This window comes from Streptomyces sp. NRRL F-5123 (assembly GCF_000721495.1).
Classification (GTDB): domain Bacteria; phylum Actinomycetota; class Actinomycetes; order Streptomycetales; family Streptomycetaceae; genus Actinacidiphila.
Window position 1 is genome coordinate 1 of record NZ_JOHY01000024.1, and the last position, 17,268, is coordinate 17,268.

16 protein-coding genes are annotated in these 17,268 nt (G+C 73.3%); 6 read left to right on the plus strand and 10 right to left on the minus strand.

What is annotated here, in order from left to right; genetic code table 11:
• On the plus strand, nt 1-986 hold a 986-nt coding region (locus tag IH54_RS46220; RefSeq protein WP_199923423.1), incomplete at its 5' end, for a hypothetical protein.
• Between the two features lie 5 nt (nt 987-991).
• On the opposite strand, the gene IH54_RS0120355 is transcribed toward IH54_RS46220, so the two are convergent.
• The 9 genes from IH54_RS0120355 to IH54_RS0120395 all read right to left on the minus strand — a co-directional run bounded on the left by IH54_RS0120355 (nt 992) and on the right by IH54_RS0120395 (nt 11,992).
• Nucleotides 992-1,444: a hypothetical protein gene (locus IH54_RS0120355; RefSeq protein WP_031518712.1), complete on the minus strand. Its 453-nt coding sequence runs from the start codon at nt 1,442-1,444 to the stop codon at nt 992-994.
• A gap of 94 nt (nt 1,445-1,538) precedes the next feature.
• Nucleotides 1,539-3,818, minus strand: a complete 2,280-nt coding sequence (locus IH54_RS0120360) for an ATP-binding protein (RefSeq protein WP_420711788.1) — start codon at nt 3,816-3,818, stop codon at nt 1,539-1,541.
• A 38-nt stretch (nt 3,819-3,856) separates the two neighbouring features.
• Complete coding sequence (locus IH54_RS0120365) at nt 3,857-4,594, minus strand: DUF4255 domain-containing protein (RefSeq protein WP_031518717.1); 738 nt, start codon at nt 4,592-4,594, stop codon at nt 3,857-3,859.
• 85 nt (nt 4,595-4,679) lie between these two features.
• Nucleotides 4,680-7,439, minus strand: a complete 2,760-nt coding sequence (locus IH54_RS42500) for an HYR domain-containing protein (protein ID WP_063762337.1) — start codon at nt 7,437-7,439, stop codon at nt 4,680-4,682.
• 303 nt (nt 7,440-7,742) lie between these two features.
• Nucleotides 7,743-8,228 carry a phospholipase gene (locus tag IH54_RS0120375; RefSeq protein ID WP_031518723.1) on the minus strand — a complete coding sequence of 162 codons (486 nt, stop codon included), beginning with the start codon at nt 8,226-8,228 and terminating at the stop codon, nt 7,743-7,745.
• A gap of 256 nt (nt 8,229-8,484) precedes the next feature.
• On the minus strand, nt 8,485-9,249 hold the full coding sequence (locus tag IH54_RS0120380) for an SDR family NAD(P)-dependent oxidoreductase (RefSeq protein ID WP_031518725.1): 765 nt from the start codon (nt 9,247-9,249) through the stop codon (nt 8,485-8,487).
• Between the two features lie 106 nt (nt 9,250-9,355).
• Nucleotides 9,356-9,892 (minus strand): hypothetical protein, encoded by a 537-nt coding sequence (locus IH54_RS0120385; RefSeq protein ID WP_234343652.1) that lies wholly within the window; start codon nt 9,890-9,892, stop codon nt 9,356-9,358.
• A 75-nt stretch (nt 9,893-9,967) separates the two neighbouring features.
• On the minus strand, nt 9,968-10,852 hold the full coding sequence (locus tag IH54_RS0120390; RefSeq protein ID WP_031518731.1) for a bifunctional 5,10-methylenetetrahydrofolate dehydrogenase/5,10-methenyltetrahydrofolate cyclohydrolase: 885 nt from the start codon (nt 10,850-10,852) through the stop codon (nt 9,968-9,970).
• 504 nt (nt 10,853-11,356) lie between these two features.
• Nucleotides 11,357-11,992 (minus strand): cyclodeaminase/cyclohydrolase family protein, encoded by a 636-nt coding sequence (locus IH54_RS0120395; RefSeq protein WP_234343655.1) that lies wholly within the window; start codon nt 11,990-11,992, stop codon nt 11,357-11,359.
• Between the two features lie 216 nt (nt 11,993-12,208).
• On the opposite strand from IH54_RS0120395, the gene IH54_RS0120400 reads away from it, so the two are divergent.
• The 3 genes from IH54_RS0120400 to IH54_RS0120410 all read left to right on the plus strand — a co-directional run bounded on the left by IH54_RS0120400 (nt 12,209) and on the right by IH54_RS0120410 (nt 14,256).
• Nucleotides 12,209-12,775, plus strand: a complete 567-nt coding sequence (locus tag IH54_RS0120400; protein WP_031518734.1) for a dihydrofolate reductase family protein — start codon at nt 12,209-12,211, stop codon at nt 12,773-12,775.
• A 192-nt stretch (nt 12,776-12,967) separates the two neighbouring features.
• Nucleotides 12,968-13,897, plus strand: coding sequence for an SCO2400 family protein (locus IH54_RS41820; RefSeq protein ID WP_420711789.1), 930 nt, complete (start codon nt 12,968-12,970; stop codon nt 13,895-13,897).
• Nucleotides 13,898-13,992: 95 nt separating this feature from the next.
• On the plus strand, nt 13,993-14,256 hold the full coding sequence (locus IH54_RS0120410; protein WP_052397676.1) for a hypothetical protein: 264 nt from the start codon (nt 13,993-13,995) through the stop codon (nt 14,254-14,256).
• 28 nt (nt 14,257-14,284) lie between these two features.
• On the opposite strand, the gene IH54_RS0120415 is transcribed toward IH54_RS0120410, so the two are convergent.
• Complete coding sequence (locus IH54_RS0120415; protein ID WP_234343656.1) at nt 14,285-14,917, minus strand: hypothetical protein; 633 nt, start codon at nt 14,915-14,917, stop codon at nt 14,285-14,287.
• A gap of 106 nt (nt 14,918-15,023) precedes the next feature.
• Between IH54_RS0120415 and hemL the strand changes: the two genes are divergently transcribed.
• Together hemL and IH54_RS0120430 are read left to right on the plus strand one after the other, a co-directional pair.
• On the plus strand, nt 15,024-16,331 hold the full coding sequence (gene hemL / locus IH54_RS0120425) for a glutamate-1-semialdehyde 2,1-aminomutase (RefSeq protein WP_031518748.1): 1,308 nt from the start codon (nt 15,024-15,026) through the stop codon (nt 16,329-16,331).
• On the plus strand, nt 16,328-17,035 hold the full coding sequence (locus IH54_RS0120430) for a histidine phosphatase family protein (RefSeq protein ID WP_031518751.1): 708 nt from the start codon (nt 16,328-16,330) through the stop codon (nt 17,033-17,035). The genes hemL and IH54_RS0120430 overlap by 4 nt, the downstream gene beginning before the upstream one ends.
• Nucleotides 17,036-17,268 lie beyond the last annotated feature (233 nt).

Consider the following 17,268-nt stretch of genomic DNA (forward strand, 5'->3'; position numbering starts at 1 on the left):
GCATCGGCAACCTCGCCGCCAAAGTCAAATCCGTCTTCCACGCCGTCGCCAAACCCGTCAACCGCGTCATCGACAAAATCGTGGGCTTCATCGTCAAGATCGGCAAGAAGATCTGGGCCAAACTCAAGTCCAAGTTCGGCAAGGGGAAGAACAAGGACAAGAGCCAAGGAAAGAAGCCTGACAGCCGGACCGACAGTGAGAAGCAGCGGGACCTAGATGCCGGCCTTGATGCTGCCGAGTCCATTGCCAAGGAAAACGTCCCCGAGTCCGATGCGCAGCGGGGGATTTCTGGAGTCAAACGGCGCTTCCGGCTCGCGGCGCTCACCCTTGCGTTTGATTCAGACTCGGAGGGTGAGCGGCATTACCGTATCGATGGCGAGGTAAATCCTCGCGGTAATCGGTCCGGTAAGCTCGGCGGGCCAAAGCGAGGGGACCACGTGTTTGCGCTCGGATTGGCTGGTACGTTGGGGGAGATGCACGGTGTCGCGTCCGGTGAACTTATGCACCTGGACATGACTCGGGCGACGAAGGCAAGCCGGTTGGTGACGTCTCTGGAGGCGTCCCGTGTCAAGGCGGCGGAAATACCTGAACTGATCGTCCGGAAAGGAGGCTCCAAGGAGGGTGGGGCGGACCCCCATTCTCAGGCGTACGGAACGCGGTCGCAGGCGGCGCTGCTCGCCATGACATCACTCGTGCACGGCCTCGCACAATACTATGACGAACACAGGCAAGGTGAGGCCGCGGCCCGGTCGCGTCTTCTTGAAACCTCAGCCGTGCACGCCAAGCTGGCAGTGGGAAGCTGGCTGGAGCACGTGGTCGATAGGGAATCGGTGCCGCTCCTGTCGGCGAGCCAGATGAGCCAGTTCTATGAGGGAGAGGACAGGCTTGAGGAACTCCGTCAGATCCTCGTCCTGGCGTGTGAAAGGTCGCTCCCCGGTGTACCGCAGGGATGGCGGCGGAAGGGCGCGGACCCGGTCGGCCGTTGACGCTTTCAGAATCCGCTCTTGAGTATCTCGTCGCTCCCGATGTCGTCCGCAGCGGCGTGCAGGAATTCGAGGTAGACGCGGTAAACAGGCCCGTAGGCGGAACGGGCGGCACGCACGTGTTCGGCACGTGAGGTCGCGTCGGCGGTGATGGCGTTGCTGACCACGGTGCGATAGGCGGTAAGTTCCTCCGAGGCTTCGTTCGCGCTCTCCAGGACTTGAGCGGATCCGAACGTCTGTACCAGTCTTTCCGCTGGGTCGAACTCAGGGATCGGCTCGGCCCACAATTTCTGCGCTTCGGTGAGGAAGCCCGCTGCTTCTCGCTCAGTCCTGCCAACGGCCAGCGCCGCCTGAATGCCCGCCCTCCGGCAAAGGTCGAGCCGCTGCTTGAACAGTTCGGCGTATGCGAAGTACGCGGCTTCACGTGAGGCGCGGTCCACATGCTCGCGGTCAACACCCATGCTTTGAGTTTTGCTCACCGCTGTGGAGTTGTCACGAGGGGCGCGGAGGAAATGTTCCAGCGAGGGAACACGCCAGCGGGCGGGCGGTGTCCCCTCACGTCGTGAGCAGGTGGGCGTACGGGCCGAATTCGGAGGGGAGGGTCAGGCGGCCGAGTTTCTGGTACTCGCGCTGCACCGCGTGGATGAGCATCGGCATCGTCAGCGGGGTGGCGGCCTCCGCCGCGAGGTAGGCGGCGGTCACGGCGATGGAGCGGATGTTGCCGCCGGCCAGTTCGAAGGACTCGGCGCAGAAGGCGAGGTCCAGGGGGGAGTCGGGGGGGAGGACGGGGCGGAGGGCGCGGTGCCAGAGGAGGTGGCGCTGGGCCGCGTCGGGGAGGGGGAAGTCGACGACGAGGTCGAGGCGGCGGGTGAAGGCGTCGTCGAGGTTGGCGCGGAGGTTGGTCGCGAGGATGGCCAGACCGTCGAACGTCTCCATCCGCTGGAGCAGGTACGCGCTCTCGACGTTGGCGTAGCGGTCGTGCGCGTCCTTGACCTCCGAACGCTTGCCGAAGATCGCGTCGGCCTCGTCGAAGAGCAGCACGCCGTTGACGCCCGCGGCCTCGCTGAAGATGCGTTCGAGGTTCTTCTCGGTCTCGCCGATGTACTTGTCGATGACGGTCGCCAGGTCGACCGTGTAGAGGTCGAGCCCCAGGTCAGCCGCGATGACCTCCGCGGACATCGTCTTGCCCGTCCCGGAGTCGCCGGCGAAGAGGGCGGTGACGCCGCGGCCCCGCCCGCCGCCCGGGCGCATGCCCCACGCGCCGAGGACGAGGTCGCGGTGCCGGGCGCGCGCGGCGAGCTCGTGGAGCTGGGCGAGCGGGTCGGCGGGCAGCACGAGGTCGTCCCAGCCCACCGCGGGCTCGACGCGCCGGGCCAGCCGGTCCAGGCCCGCGGCGTTCTGGGCGCGAGCGCCCGCCCGTACGCGGTCGGCGTCCAGCGGGCCGTCCGTGAGCAGCGCGGCCTGCGCGGTGGAGCGCGCGGCCCGGGTGATCTGGTCCGGGGTGAGGAGGAAGGGCGCGAGCGTGAGCCGTACGTCGAGGTCGTCCGGCACCGGGGCGTCGTACGTGCGGGCCCAGAGCGCGGCCCGCGTCGCCGGGTCCACCCGCGGGGCGTGCAGCAGCAGCGGGGGGCGCGCGGACCACGCGGCGTCCCACGGGGTGCGCCCCACCAGGACGGTGAGCGGCGCGGTGTCGGCCAGCAGCCGCAGCGCCTCCGTGTGCTCGGGCGTGAGCGCTTCGAGCGGCGCGCACACCAGGCCCGCGCCGGCGAGCCGCGCCTCGCGGGCCAGGACGCGTACGGCCTCCGCGGGGTGCGGGTCCTGGGTCAGGCGCAGCAGGTCGACGCCGAGGACGCGGTGGCCCGAGCGCAGCAGCGCCGCCGCGGCCAGCGCGGTCCCGGCCCCGCCCTGCTCCTCGCGCAGGTGGGCGAGGCGGACGCCCTGGGCCAGGGCGCGGGCGAGGACGTCCGGGTCGCCGACGCCGGGGACGTCGTGCCAGGACGTCAGCAGGTCGGCGAGCCGCGGGTCGGGGGTGTCGTCGCCCAGCAGGTGGCCCGCGACCCGGTCGGGCACACGCAACGACCGTCCCAGGAACGGGCGTTCGGTCTCCTCGACGACCAGCAGCCCGCCCGACCGCAGCGGGGCCTGCGGCGCGAGCCGGGCCCGCGCCTGCGGATCGGCGGCCGCCCGCCCGCACAGCCCGAGGGCGAGCCCGACGGTGGGGCGGCAGCGCGCGACATGGTCGTTGAGGTAGCCGTAGAACTGCTCGAAGCGGTCGTCCAGGTCGGGAAGGAGGGCGATGAGCAGGATCTCGACGTCGAGGTCGGTGAGGCCGAAGGCGCGGGCGAGGTGCCGCAGCCGGGAGGCCCCGCGGGCGGGGGCAGCGGTGGTGGCGGTGCGTACGGGGCCGCCGCCGTCGAGGGCCTTGCCGAAGGGGCCGCTGCTGAAGCCGTCGCGGAAGCCGCCGCCGAAGCCGTCGTCGGCTCGGACGCCGAAGCCGTCGCGGCAGCCGGCGTCGGATCCGACGCCGGGCGCGCGTTCGGGGCTGCCGGGGTAAGGGCCCCCGCCGATGCCGCCGATGCCGCCGAAGCCCCCCGCAGGGGTGCGCTCGGACGCGTCCGCCAACGCCTCCGCCTCCGCGAAGCGTTCCGCGTCGGTCTGGTCGGGCCCGGCGAGCGAGCGGCCCTCGTCCAGCAGCCGCCGCACCGTCTCGTCGCTGAGGTAGAGGCCGCGGAAGGCGTCGTCCGGCTGCGGGTCGACCGCCTGCCGGGCGTCCACCGCCCGCCGCACCCGCTCCTCGACGAGCGCGGCCCGCGCGAGCAGATGCCGCAGGCTCAGACCGGCGGACGCCCCGCCCCCCTCCGCCGGGTCCGGCGTCACCGGTCCTCCGCCACACGGGACGTGATGCCCGACCGGCGCGGCTCGCGGGGCTCGCGCGGCGGCGGCGCGGGGACGTTCGGCGTGCTTCCGTAGACGGGGAGTTCGGCCCCGGACGGCGTCCGGGCGGGCGGGCGCTCCGCCGACGCCCCGGGCGGCGGGACGCCCTCGGAGAAGCCGAGCCGCAGCCCGTCCTCGCCGACCGGCGGACCCGCCGCGTACACCGGCGACTCCGTCACCGGCACGCTGATCACCAGGTCCAGCGACGGCTTCAACTCGCCGCCGAGCGCGCTCCACACGTCCGCGAACGACCGGTCCTCGGGCGGCGGCAGTGCCACGCTCATCGGCACGGAGATGCCGAGTTCGGACAGCGTGCCGCTGAACCGCTCGGGCGACAGCGCCTCGTAGCGCAGCAGGCACAGCAACAGCGAGGACAGCAGCCGGTGTTCGTCCTCCGGGCGGCGCGTCCAGGCGGTGATCAGGTACGAGAGCTTGAAGTAGCGCGGCGGCCGGCGCCGGGCCGTGACGGTGCCGTGCTCGTCGTACTCGTTGAGCAGGCCGCGTTCGCGCCGCCGCATGTCCTCGCGGATGTCGTACAGGTAGAGGTTGACGGTGGGGGCGTTGACCTTCGCCGCCCAGTCGCGCGTGGGGGCGTCGAAGACGACCGAGACCTGCCCGCCTGCGAGTGGCTCCGCCCGGAAGAGGGCGCGCAGAGCGTCGTCGACCTCGTGGATCATGTGCCTACCTGCCTTCCTCCGGCTCGTACGGACTCGGTGCTCGTCCCCGGCCCGGTGCTCGTACGGGCCCGGCGCTCGTACGGGCTCAGCCGCGGGCCGCGAAGTCCGGCGGCTGCACGGTCTGCTGCACGACCAGCACCGGCAGCGGCACCGGCGGGTCGTAACCGGCGGGCGTGGCCCGCAGGTTGCGCGCTCCGAGCAGGTCGCGCGGCAGGACGACGACCTGCGCCGCGAACGTGCCGTCCGGCGCGACGAGCGCGGGGTCGGTCCGGGCCGTGATCCCGCGGCTCCACGACAGCGGGACGGCCGTGCCGGGCGGGAAGTCCGTGCCGCGCACCACGACCACGTCACCGGGCCGGACCACCGCCGGGCTGACCGTCAGCGTCGGCTGGAGGACGCGGAGCGGGGCGGTCGCGGTGTTGTCAGCCGCCCGCGGGTCCGCGGGCGAGCCGTGCACACCGACGCGCACGGTGCCGGTGAGCGGCACGTGGTAGACGGCCTGCTGGAGCACCGTGACCCGGCCGCCGGGCGGGATCGTGCACGGCTTCGCGCTCGTGCACGCCGTCGTCGTCCCGACGCTGCTCTTGCCCGCGGCGGTGGCCGGCCACACCGACGACACGACCACGCCGGTCGCTGCGCGCGGGCCGGCGTTGGTGATCGTGACCTGCGCGAGCGTACGGGCGCCGGTGTACGTCGGCGCGGGCCCGACGCCGATGCGGACAGCGAGGTCCGCCTGGTCGGGGATGGGCTTCGGGAGCACCGTGAACGTCGCTTCCGCCGTACCGGTGTTGCCCGCGCTGTCGGTTGCCGTGCAGGTGACGGTGGTGGCGCCGAGCGGGAAGAGCGAGCCGGAGGCGGGCGTGCAGGTGACGGGCAGCGGGCCGTCGACGCCGTCCACGGCGGTCGCGGTGTAACTGATGCGCGCGCCCCCGGAACCCTGCGCCTCGACCGACCGGCTGTCGACGGTCACGACGGGGGCGGTGACGTCGCGGACGGCGATGCCGATGATCTCCTGGTAGTCGTTGGCAGGTTCGGGAAGCGGGGTCCCGGGACCACCGGTGGTGCCGCTGGTGGTGCCGGATGTCGTTCCAGTGGTGGTGCCGGTGGTGGTGCCGGTGGTGGTTCCGGTGGACGTACCCGTGGTGGTGCCGGTGGTGGTTCCGGTGGTCGTTCCGGTGGTGGTTCCGGTGGACGTACCCGTGGTGGTGCCGGTGGTGGTTCCGGTGGTCGTTCCGGTGGTGGTGCCGGTGGTGGTTCCGGTGGTGGTTCCGGTGGTCGTTCCGGTGGTGGTGCCGGTGGTGGTTCCGGTGGTCGTGCCGGTCGTGGTTCCGGTGGACGTTCCCGTCGTCGTGCCGGTCGTCGTACCGGACGACGTGCCCGTGGACGTACCGAAGTTCGTGCCCGTACCGCCCGTCGCGCCGTCGCAGCCCGCCACGCCGCCGAGCAGGCCGGCTCCCAGGCCCGCGACGAGGCCGTCCGGACCCGCGATCAGGCCGGCGCCGAGTCCGGCCACCAGGCCCCAGCCGCAGGCCGCGTTGCCGCCGCCCACGCCCGCAGCGAGGCCCACCCCGGCAACGGTGCCGCCCGGGCTGCCCGTTGCCGCTGCCGCTGCCGGACGGTCCGTGGCGGCGGGCACACCCGTCGCCCCGTCCTCGCCGGACGACGGCGTTCCCGGGGCCGCAAGGGCCGTACGGGCCGGGCCCGTTCCGGATCTGTTGCGTACGGGGGCCGCGGTCACGACGTCGGGAGCGGCCCCGCCGGGCACCTTGCCGTCGAGGAGGAACTGCACCGCGCAGGTCAGTTCGGTGCCCTGCGGCGCGTCGGGCGCGACGGCGACCGTCTCGTCGAAGGACGCGGTCTCGCCACTGGTGACCTGCTGGGACGCCGGGGCGAGGCTCACCGTGAGGGCGGGGTCGCAGTTGACCGTCTCGTACGTCACGGTGGTGGGGAGGTTGACCAGGCCGTCGCTGATGGCCTGGGCCACGGCGTTCTCGTTCACGCCGGACATCAGCTTGCCGCCGGTGGCGTTGACGACCTTGGTCGCCTCGTCGGGGTCGTGGGTGCCCTCGTGGTTGTCGGGGGTGTCGCCGTTGCCGTCGAGACCGTCACCGAGCGTGGTGTCGATGTCGATGGCGAGGACGCGTACACCCGCGCTCTTGAGCGCACCGATGGCGCTGTCGAGCGAGTGGTCCACGCTGGGGTCGTGGCTGGAGGCGTCACCGATGAGGACGACGATCGGGCTGGCCTCCGGCCGGAAGGCGATCCGCCCGCCCGCTCCGTTGGCGATCTGCCAGAGCCCGTTGATCCAGTCCTCGGCGGGACCGGGGCTGTTGTAGCCGCGCTCCGCGTGAAGGTTGTCGAACCACCTGCTCACATCGCTGACGTCCGACGTCAGTTGGTGTTCCACGGTGAAGACGTCCGCGCCGTCGGTCACGTCGCCGTACGCGGTGAGGGCGAAGCGCGCGTCGGGCTGCTGCTGGAGGACGTCTGTCGCCACCGTCTGCATGGAACCTGCGACGTTGCTGATGCTGTCCTTCATGCTGCCGGTGTCGTCGATCATCAGCACCACGTCCGGCCGCGGCGGAATCGTCGGCGTGTCCACCGTCTTCGCCACGTGCGTGGACTCCCCGGGTGCGAGCGCTTGGTCCACCACCTGGGGGTTGACCGGTGGGCCGACGGCCGACGGGGACGCGGAAGGCCCCGCGGCCATGCCGGGGACCGCTCCGGCGACGAGCACCAGCCCGGCGACCAGGGTGCCGAGCCGCAGCGCGCGGCTCGCGGACCGGCCGGGCCGCGCCCCCGGGGCACCGGCACCGGCTTCCTTACCGCCGACGTGCTGACGCATGCGCACCGAACCCCCAGCTCCCGGAAACCGCACCAGCCGACACCGTCGCGTGAACAGGCCGGGATCGGCAGCGCGGAGCGGGTCAAACCATCGGGTACGAAAGGGCTGCCTCTTCGGACACCAGCTCGTCCGGGCCCGCCGGACCACCGGCTGCCAACACTGCGGCAGCCGACGGGCGTTGTCGCCATGACGTGGGCGGGACGAAGGCGCGCGCGTCGCCTTCCACGCGCACACCGTCGCCCACAGCTGACGCCGGTGTGCCGGCGGGCCGGGGCATCCAACGGCCCCGGCCCGCCGGGTGGTTCAGGACGTCTTCGCCGCGGGCGCGGCACTGCCGAAGATGTCGACGGCGTGGTAATACGTCCACGCCGTCGAGTCGCACGCGGACTTGGTCACGCCGGAGTAGCCGGCGCAGACCCGCTTGAGGTCGGCGTAGAGCATGTTGTCCAGCCGGGCCTTGTTGGCGGCGAAGGTGCCCGCCTTCTTGTAGTTGCGGTAGCCGAAGTCGTGGCGGGCGCAGGAGAGTTTGAAGGGGAAGCCGAGCGGGTTGTCGGGGGAGTCCGAGCAGTAGTCCGTCGACCAGTCGAAGCCGTACGCCGACCAGGCGGCCTGGTTGTTGCGGGCGGCGAGCCAGGCGTTGTAGCTCGCGGCGCTGGTCTGCGTCCAGCTGCTGAGCACCTGCGGCTTGTCGGCGGGAGCGGCGCCGGCGGGGGCGGCCGCGGTGAGGACGGCGGGCAGGGCGAGGGCCGCGGCGGCAAGCGGAAGGGCCAGACGGCGGGTGGGGCGCATGGGAACCTCCGGGCGGTGGTGGGGCACTGACGGGGTGTCCGGTTCTTCGCACGAGCCCCCGAGTCAACGGGGCGGGAGTGACGAGCGGGTCTACGCGCGAAGAGCCGCGCGGAAATGTTTCCCGTCATCTACGCGTCGGTAACCGCCCGGCGCGAGTGAATCCGCGGAGAGTTGACGTGACGTCAGGAGCCGGTACGCGCCCGAGCGCGCCCGCCCGGCGCGATGTGCGCCGGGCCTTCCGGAGGAGGGGGAGCCGCTACTGCACCCGGTGGACCTTGTAGTTGGACGCCTGGGCGCGCGGGCGCAGCACCAGCAGATCGACGTTGACGTGTGCGGGGCGGGTGACGGCCCAGCAGACGGTGTCGGCGACGTCGTCCGCGGTGAGCGGCTCCGCGACGCCCGCGTAGACGGCGTCGGCGCGTTCGGCGTCGCCGCGGAAGCGGGTGAGGGAGAATTCCTCGGTCTTGACCATGCCGGGCGCGATCTCGATGATCCGCACCGGGTGGCCGTTCAGCTCCAGCCGCAGCGTCTCGGCGATGACGTGGGCGCCGTGCTTGGCGGCCACGTAGCCGCCGCCGCCCTCGTACGTCGCCAGGCCCGCGGTCGAGGACAGCACCACGATCGTGCCGTCGCCGGAGCCGCTGAGGGCGGGCAGCAGGGCCTGCGTGACGTTCAGCACGCCCAGGACGTTGACCTCGTACATCGCCCGCCAGTCGGCGGGGTCCGCGGTCGCGACCGGGTCCGTGCCGATCGCGCCGCCCGCGTTGTTGACCAGGACGTGCACGGGAGGCAGCTCCGCCAGGTCCGCCGCGAAGGCGTCCACCGCCGCCCGGTCCGTCACGTCCAGGGCGTGCACGGACACGCTGTGGCCCGCAGCCTCCAGCTCCTTCGCGAGGGCGTCGAGGCGGTCGGTGCGGCGCGCGGCGAGCACCACGTGGAAGCCGGCCCCGGCGAGCCTGCGGGCGGTCGCGGCACCGATCCCGCTGCTCGCGCCGGTGACCACTGCGGTACGGGTGCTCATGCTGCCGCCTTCCGTAAGGGGACGAGTGCGGTTCGTACGTGGGCTACGTGCGTCCTGCGCGCAGCATATGCGGCGTCTCCCGCGGGCCGGGGCGCGGCCCGGGCGATCACCGGCCGGCGGACGCGGCCTGCTCCGCGCACAGGGCCCGCAGCACGACCCGCTGGTCGAAGGCCAGCAGCCCCACCGTGGCGGCGCACATTCCCGCGGCGAAGGCCAGGTGCGCCCAGCCGGACGTCGCGTGCATGCCGATCGCGCCGAGCACCACGTGCACCCCGAGCCGCAGTGCGACGAGCCCGAGCGCGATCTTGCGGGTGCGCTTGCCCTTGAGCATCGCCTTGGCCATCTTGAGCCGCCCGCGCAGCACGGTGGAGGCCAGCACCAGGTTCACGGCCGCGCACCCGGCGATCACCATCCACCCGTCCGGGTGGGCCTTGAGGATGTCGAAGGACGCGCCCATGAGCCCCTCGAAGGCGAAGAACCACACCGGTACGGGCCGGAAGTCCGCGGTGCCGCTCGGCGCTTCGGACTTGCCCGTCGCCACGTCGCGGCCTGTTGCCGAGCCGTTGGCGGCGGCGGTGCCGGCCGCGGCCGCCAGGGCGTCAGAAGTGGTGTCCGTCGCGGGAAGTGCCTCGGTGATCGTCATGGCACGAGCATCGCCGGGGGCGGGGTGCCGGCGGCAGAGCCGTCCGTCCGGACCCGGCCATGACAGATGTCACGCCTACGGTGTGACGTGCGTGTCCTCCGGGTGCTGCGCCGCCTCCGCCGCCATGGCGGTGTGCCGTAGCAGCAGCGCGGTGGTGACCGGGCCGACGCCGCCGGGCACGGGGGAGAGGGCCGCGGCGACGCCCCGTACGGAGTCCGCGTCCACGTCGCCGGTCAGGCCGCCGTCCTCGGTGGGGTTGGTGCCGACGTCGACCACGACCGCGCCCGGCGCGAGGTGCTCGGCGGTGACGAGCCCGGCGCGTCCGGCCGCGGCCACCACGATGTCCGCGCCGCGCGTGACGGCGGCCAGGTCGGCGGTCCTGGAGTGGCAGACGGTCACGGTCGCGTCGCGGTCCAGCAGCAGGTGGGCCAGCGGCTTGCCGACGACGGTGGAGCGGCCGACGACCGCGACCGTACGGCCCGCGAGCGCGAGCCCGTGCGCGTCCAGCAGCCGTACGACGGCCTCGGCGGTGGCCGGGGCGAAGGCGGGCAGCCCGGCGGCGAGCCGCCCCAGACTCAGCGGGTTGGCGCCGTCCACGTCCTTGCCCGGCGCGATGGCCCCGGCCAGGTCCGCGGCGGAAGCGCCGGGCGGCAGCGGCGTCTGCAGGATGATCCCGTGCACCGAGGCGTCATCGCTCAGCGTCGCCAACTGCTTCCGGATCACGCCCGGTTCGGCGTCCGAGGGGAGCGTGACGGTGTCGCAGGCGATGCCGATCCTCGCGGCGGCACGGGTGATCGAGCGCACGTACCACGCGCTGCTCTCGTCCTCCGTCGCGACGACGACCACCAGTCGCGGCGCCGCTCCGCCCTCTCGCACCAGGCGCTCGGCGATCTCCTGCGCCTCCGCGCGGAAGCCGGCCGCGCACTCGGCGCCGGTGAGGGATGCGGTGCTGTCGCTCATGGCTGAGGGCTCCTCGGGACGGGACGGGACGGGACGGGGGCGCGGGCGCGCGCAGCGCCAGCGTAGGCGCTCGGCGCTCCGCGGGCGGGGACGGGGCGGCGGGGCGGCCCCGTCGTCCCCGCGTCCGGTGTGCGGGGCGTCGGGCGGGGGTCGGAGCCTCCGAGGTTCCGCGTGCGGCGCCTCCGGCGGGGGCTGGAGCCTCTGAGGTTCCGCGTCCGGTGTGCGGCGCCTCCGGCGGGGGCTGGAGCCTCTGAGGTTCCGCGTCCGGTGTGCGGCGCCTCCGGCGGGGTTTCCCCACCCCCTCCACAACCCGTACGACTCGGACGTCGGTTTTGCGTTCATCCGTGCGGGTGCGCCGCCGGGGGCTGTCCCGCCGTGCGGGAGCGCGGCACCCCACCGATCCGGTGCGCGTCCCGCCCGCGCGGACGCGGGGACGGGCGACGGCCAGGAGGAGGTCAGCGTTCATCGCCTGTCCCGCCCGCCCGCGCGGGTGCGGGGACGGGGTCAGGCCAGGGATGCGCGGACGGAGTCGGTCACCGCTGCGGCGCGGGTGGCGAGGGTGTCGACGTCGGTGACGGTCGCGGCGAGGGCGGCGCGGGTGGCGGAGTCCTTGATGCCGGCGAGGTTGATCTCGACGTTGACGCGGGCGGTGGTCGCCGCGGCGCGCGCGGCCTCAGCCGCGGCGGCGACGTCGGTGACGACGTTGCGGTTGCCGATCGGGAGCAGCTCCTCCGCGAGGGCGACGAGCCGGCGGGCCACGGCGACGACGGCGCCCGGCGGGTGCGCCGCGCCCTCGAGGGCGCGCGCGATGGCCGCCGAGCGCGCGGCCTTCTGCGCGTCGTCGCCGCGCGGCAGCGCGTACGCGTCCGTCACGGCGGTGAAGGCGGCCGCGTCGGCCGCGGCGAGGCTGAGGGCGGTCCCGCGCAGCTCGTCGCTCTCGGCGGTGATCCGCTCGATCGCGTCGGCGTGGGCGGCGTACTTCTCGCCGGTCGAGTAGCGGGCGACCATGGCCAGCAGCGCGGCGCCCTGCGCGGCGTGCAGCGCCGCGGCGGCGCCGCCGCCGGGGGCCGGTACGCGGGCGGCCAGCTGCTCCAGATAGCCGCCGACCGTTTCGTCCTGGATCCGTGCCGCCTCGTCCACCGCGCCGTCCTCCCCTGTTGCCCGCCGCCCGCCGGCGGTACGTCCTCCGGTCGCGGCCGAGCCTATCGCGCGCGCCGAAAGCGCTGGTGACACCGCATTGTCGGACCCGCGCGGCACAATCCGGGGCAGGGGTATCCGGATACCGGAAATGCGAACACCCGAACGAGTCGCGGACGCGGACGCGGCCGCGAACACGGAGAGGAGCGTGCGGGCGCGATGCGGAAAATCGTATTGGCGATGTCGGTTTCACTCGACGGTTTCATGGAGGGGCCGAACCGGGAGATCGACTGGCATCTCGTGGACGACGAGCTGCACGGCTACTTCAACGATCAGCTGCGTGACATGGGCGCATTTCTCGACGGCCGTGTCACGTACGAACTCATGGCCGAGTACTGGCCCACCGCCGACGAGGATCCGCAGGCCCCGGACCCGGTCCGGGAATTCGCCCGGATCTGGCGGGAGATGCCCAAGATCGTGTATTCCCGCACGCTGGAGGAGGCGGCGTGGAACACGACGGTGGTACGCGAGGTGGTGCCCGCCGAGATCGAGGCGCTCAAGGCGCGGCCGGGCGGCGATCTCGCGCTGGGCGGCGCGGACCTGGCCGCCGCGTTCGCCGCGCACGACCTGATCGACGAATACGTGATCTACGTCCACCCGGTGCTGCTGGGCGCCGGCAAGCGACTCTTCCCGGGCGCCGCCGACCGCAAGCGGCTGCGGCTGACCGAGAGCCGGACATTCGGGAACGGGGTGGTGCTGCTGCGGTATGCGCGTGAGCGCGGCTGACGAAAGGATCACCGGGGTGCCCGCGCGGCCGCCGCCGGGCCGCGGCCCGTGCGAGGTTGACGGTGACTTCGCCGGAATTGCGCGGGGGATCTTTTCGAAAGCCTCACAAGTGCCCCGCAATGCCTCACGGTGCCGCTGTTAGCGTTTTGTGGTCACCCGAGGCAGCCAGGAAGCATGGCAGGAAACAGGACAATGGACTACTGCTACCAATGCCGTCGCAACCTCAACGGGGCGTTGGTATGCCCGGGTTGTGGTGCCTACGCGCCTGATATCGCGCCCCCCGCGTCCGCCTACCAGGCGCCGGATTACCCGGACGGTCCGATACCGGAATCCGATGCGGGTCCTGTGGGACACACGACTCCGGGCAGGTCGGCGCTGTCCGCGATACGGACGGAGGCGCCGGTGGCGGAACCGCCGCTGCCGGTGCCCGCGCGCAGGCACCCGATACCCGAGCCGCTGCCGTACGACGCGGACTTCGGCGGTACGGGCGTCGGCGCCGCGGACTTCGGCGGTACGGACGGCGGCGCCGACGGGAGCGGGGACGAGCCCGAGCGCGAGCCCCTCGCGGCGCTGCCCGCGGCAGGCGGCGGCCGGGCGGCCCGGCGGCACGCGCAGGCCCGCTGGCGGCGGAACCGCCGCCGGGCGGTAGCGGCGAGCGCGGTCGCGCTGGCCGGCGGCGGCCTGACCATCGCCGCGATGCCGACCGGCGGCTCCGGCGGCGCGACGAACGCCGCCACCGCCCCCGACGCCCCGGTCGGCGACGCCCTGCCCACCGTGACCTCCCCGGCCACCACCCCGCCGCCCGCCGTCACGGCTCCGTCCCGCGCCGGCACCCCGGCGCCTCCGCACCCGGCGGCCACGTCCACGCCCGGCCACACCCGCTCCGTCCCGCTGGTGCCGCGCACCCGGGCCCCGCAGCAGGCGGCGGACCGCTCGCAGCGGCCGCAGCCGGCCCCGTCGTCGTCCGCGGCCCAGCCCACGACCGCGGCCCCGCAGCCCACGGCGACCACGCCTCCGCCGGCCGCCACCGCGACCCCGCCGACCGCTACCGCGACCCCGCCGGCCGCCACCGGCCCGACGGCCCCGCCGCACGAGATCTGCGTCCTGATCCTCTGCCTCTAGCCGATTGCGCCGCCCGGGTGGCGTACACGACACGCCGCGGTGGTGTGCGCCACGTACCTCGTACAAACGTTCGACCGTGTGGTTGAATCCCGGGCATGCACCACCACACCTTTCCCGCCGACCTCGTCCAGGCGCAGCGCGAGTGGTACGTCACCTATCGCCAACTCGCCGCTTCCGCAGGCACGCAGACCACGGTGCTGCGCCGCCGGCTGGTGCGGCTGTCCGTCCTGGTCGCCGCGCATCCCTTCTGGGCGACCGTGCCCGACTGCGGGCCCGCGGCCCGTATGCAGCTCAAGGCGCTCGCGTGGGACGCGGCGGAGGAGACGCCGGGCACGGCGGCAGGCGCCGGCGGGCGGTGAAGGACCCCGGAAACCCCCGGGGCGGGGGTCAGGGCCAGACCAGGCAGTAGAGCTGGTGGCCGGATTCCTGGCAGCGGCGGGCGAAGTCCTGCCATTCGTGGAGCATCTGGTAGATGACGAAGGCGTCGCGCGGGCCGCGCCGGTCGGGGACCGTGGACCAGATGAAGGCGGCGGCGCCGAGGGACTCCTCGTTGGCGCTGCGCAGCGGTTCGACGACGGAGGCGGGCAGCCGGACCACGGCGTAGTCGGGGTGCAGGACGACGAGTTCGAGCGGCGGGACCTTGTTCGGGGGTATGCCCTCGATGCCGGTGAGGACCATCGCGGCCATCGTCTCCGGCTTGACCTTGGTGTACATGCCCTGGCCGAGTTCGTCGCCGCCGAGCTCCTCGGGGCGCATGGAGATCGGCACACGCGCCGCGGTCGCTCCGTCGGGCGCGCCGAAGTACTTGTAGGTCACCCCCACTCGGCCACCCCTGCTCCTGCCCTCTGCGGTCGTTCGGCGTCCGCGCCCGCGCCGGTCTCGCTCGTCGTGCGGCTCGCGGTGTTGCTGTTGCTCGTGGTGTTCTGGATCGCGTGGTGCTGGACTGCCCGGCTTTGTGTCCTCGGAATCGGGTACGTGATCTCCCGGCTCTTCGCCCGGAACGCCACCCCGCTGCTGCATTCCACTACCCGACCATCTGCCGCCCCAACCATGCAACCCGATCATCGTGTCAGATGCACGGTTGAGACGTTGTCGCGCAACGCCCGGCGTTTGAGACCATGTATCCGTGAGCTACCCGTACGAAGCACCAGTGTCCCAGGAACTGTTCGACCGCGCGGCGGCCGTGACCCCAGGAGGCGTGAACTCCCCGGTCCGTGCCTTCCGCGCCGTGGGCGGTACGCCCCGTTTCATGGTGTCCGGTACGGGTCCGTACCTGACCGACGCCGACGGCCGCGAGTACGTCGACCTGGTCTGCTCGTGGGGCCCGATGATCCTGGGCCACGCGCACCCCGAGGTCGTCGCGGCCGTGCAGGACGCCGTGACGCGCGGCACGTCCTTCGGCACCCCCGGCGAGGGCGAGGTCGCGCTCGCCGAGGCGATGGTGGCCCGGGTCGAGCCGCTGGAGCAGGTGCGGCTGGTGTCGTCCGGCACGGAGGCGACGATGTCCGCGATCCGGCTCGCGCGCGGGTTCACGGGGCGCGCGAAGGTGGTGAAGTTCGCCGGGTGTTACCACGGTCACGTCGACGCGCTGCTGGCCGCCGCCGGCTCGGGCGTGGCGACCTTCGGGCTGCCCGACACCCCCGGCGTGACCGGCGCGCAGACCGGCGACACGATCGTGCTGCCGTACAACGACCTGGACGCCGTACGGGCCGCCTTCGCCGCCCACCCCGGCCAGATCGCCTGCGTCATCACCGAGGCCTCGCCCGGCAACATGGGCGTCGTCCCGCCCCGCGACGGCTTCAACGCCGCCCTCAAGGAGCTGTGCACGGCGGACGGCGCCCTCTACGTCTCCGACGAGGTCATGACCGGCTTCCGGGTCAGCGCCGCCGGCTGGTACGGCCTGGACGGCGTGCGCCCCGACCTCATGACCTTCGGCAAGGTCATGGGCGGCGGCTTCCCGGCGGCGGCCTTCGGCGGCCGCGCCGACGTCATGGCCCTGCTCGCCCCGGCCGGCCCCGTCTACCAGGCCGGCACCCTGTCCGGTAACCCGGTGGCCACCGCCGCCGGCCTCGCGCAGCTGCGGCTGCTGGACGGCGCGGCCTACGCGCGGCTCGACGCGGTCTCCGCCGAGATCCAGGCGCTGGTCACCGAGGCGCTGGGCAAGGAGGGGGTCGCGCACCGGATCCAGACGGCGGGCAATATGTTCTCCGTCTTCTTCACGGACGAGGACGTCCGTGATTTCGAGGCGGCCAAGCGGCAGGCGGCGTACCGCTTCACCCCGTTCTTCCACTCGATGCTGGCGCAGGGCGTGTACCTGCCCCCGTCCGCGTTCGAGTCCTGGTTCGTGTCCACCACGCACGACGAGCGGGCCGTGGAGCGCATCGCCGCGGCGCTGCCGGCCGCCGCACGAGCCGCAGCGGAGGCGCGCGCATGAGTTCCGGGACCGACCGGACCGACAGGTCCGACGAGCTGACCGTGGTGCACCTGATGCGCCACGGCGAGGTCCACAACCCCGGTGGGGTGCTGTACGGCCGTGCGCCCGGCTACCACCTGTCCGAGCTGGGCCGGAAGATGGCCGACCGGGTCGCCGAGCACCTCGCTGACCGCAACATCGCGTACGTCGTCGCCTCGCCGCTGGAGCGCGCGCAGGAGACGGCGACGCCGGTGGCCGCGGCGCACGGTCTGGAGCTCGCGACGGACGGCCGCCTCATCGAGGCGGCGAACATCTTCGAGGGCAAGACCTTCGGCATCGGCGACGGGGCGCTGCGCCGCCCGGCGAACTGGAAGTACCTGACCAACCCCTTCCGCCCCAGCTGGGGCGAGCCGTACGTCGACCAGGTCGTCCGGATGAGCGCGGCGCTCGCGGCCGCGCGGGACGCCGCGCGGGGGCGTGAGGCGGTGGCCGTCAGCCACCAGCTGCCGATCTGGATCGTGCGCTCGTGGGCCGAGCGCAGGCGCCTGTGGCACGACCCCAGGCGCCGGCAGTGCACGCTGGCCAGCTTGACGAGCTTTACGTACCAGGGGGACGAGATCGTGTCCGTGGGCTATTCCGAGCCCGCGCTCGACCTCGTGCCCGCGCACCTGCGCGGGGGCGGGGCCAAGGCTCCGAAGGGGGCGAGCAAGGCGTTCGGGGCGTAGCCCGCTTCCGCGGGGTGCGGGGTCCTGAGCTTCCCTACTGCGTAGGGCGGTGAGCGTTTTGCAGGCTGCGCCTGCGCCGCGGGCGGGCGTTTTGCAGGCTGCGCCTGCCGCGCCGGGCAACCACCCGGGGCGCGGGGAGGCCGCGCCTGCGCCGCCGGGCACACCAGGGGCGCGGGGAGGCTGCGCCTGCGCCGCCGGGCACACCAGGGGCGCGGGGAACTGCGCGAGCAACC

Coding starts and splice junctions, on each gene's coding strand:
- IH54_RS41820 (WP_420711789.1), top strand. CDS start 12,968: ATGGACTACTGCTACCAATGCCGTCGCAACCTCAACGGGGCGTTGGTA.
- IH54_RS42500 (WP_063762337.1), bottom strand. CDS start 7,439: ATGCGTCAGCACGTCGGCGGTAAGGAAGCCGGTGCCGGTGCCCCGGGG.
- IH54_RS0120385 (WP_234343652.1), bottom strand. CDS start 9,892: ATGACGATCACCGAGGCACTTCCCGCGACGGACACCACTTCTGACGCC.
- IH54_RS0120410 (WP_052397676.1), top strand. CDS start 13,993: ATGCACCACCACACCTTTCCCGCCGACCTCGTCCAGGCGCAGCGCGAG.
- IH54_RS0120415 (WP_234343656.1), bottom strand. CDS start 14,917: ATGCAGCAGCGGGGTGGCGTTCCGGGCGAAGAGCCGGGAGATCACGTA.
- IH54_RS0120390 (WP_031518731.1), bottom strand. CDS start 10,852: ATGAGCGACAGCACCGCATCCCTCACCGGCGCCGAGTGCGCGGCCGGC.
- IH54_RS0120355 (WP_031518712.1), bottom strand. CDS start 1,444: ATGGGTGTTGACCGCGAGCATGTGGACCGCGCCTCACGTGAAGCCGCG.
- IH54_RS0120375 (WP_031518723.1), bottom strand. CDS start 8,228: ATGCGCCCCACCCGCCGTCTGGCCCTTCCGCTTGCCGCCGCGGCCCTC.
- IH54_RS0120430 (WP_031518751.1), top strand. CDS start 16,328: ATGAGTTCCGGGACCGACCGGACCGACAGGTCCGACGAGCTGACCGTG.
- IH54_RS0120380 (WP_031518725.1), bottom strand. CDS start 9,249: ATGAGCACCCGTACCGCAGTGGTCACCGGCGCGAGCAGCGGGATCGGT.
- IH54_RS0120365 (WP_031518717.1), bottom strand. CDS start 4,594: ATGATCCACGAGGTCGACGACGCTCTGCGCGCCCTCTTCCGGGCGGAG.
- IH54_RS0120400 (WP_031518734.1), top strand. CDS start 12,209: ATGCGGAAAATCGTATTGGCGATGTCGGTTTCACTCGACGGTTTCATG.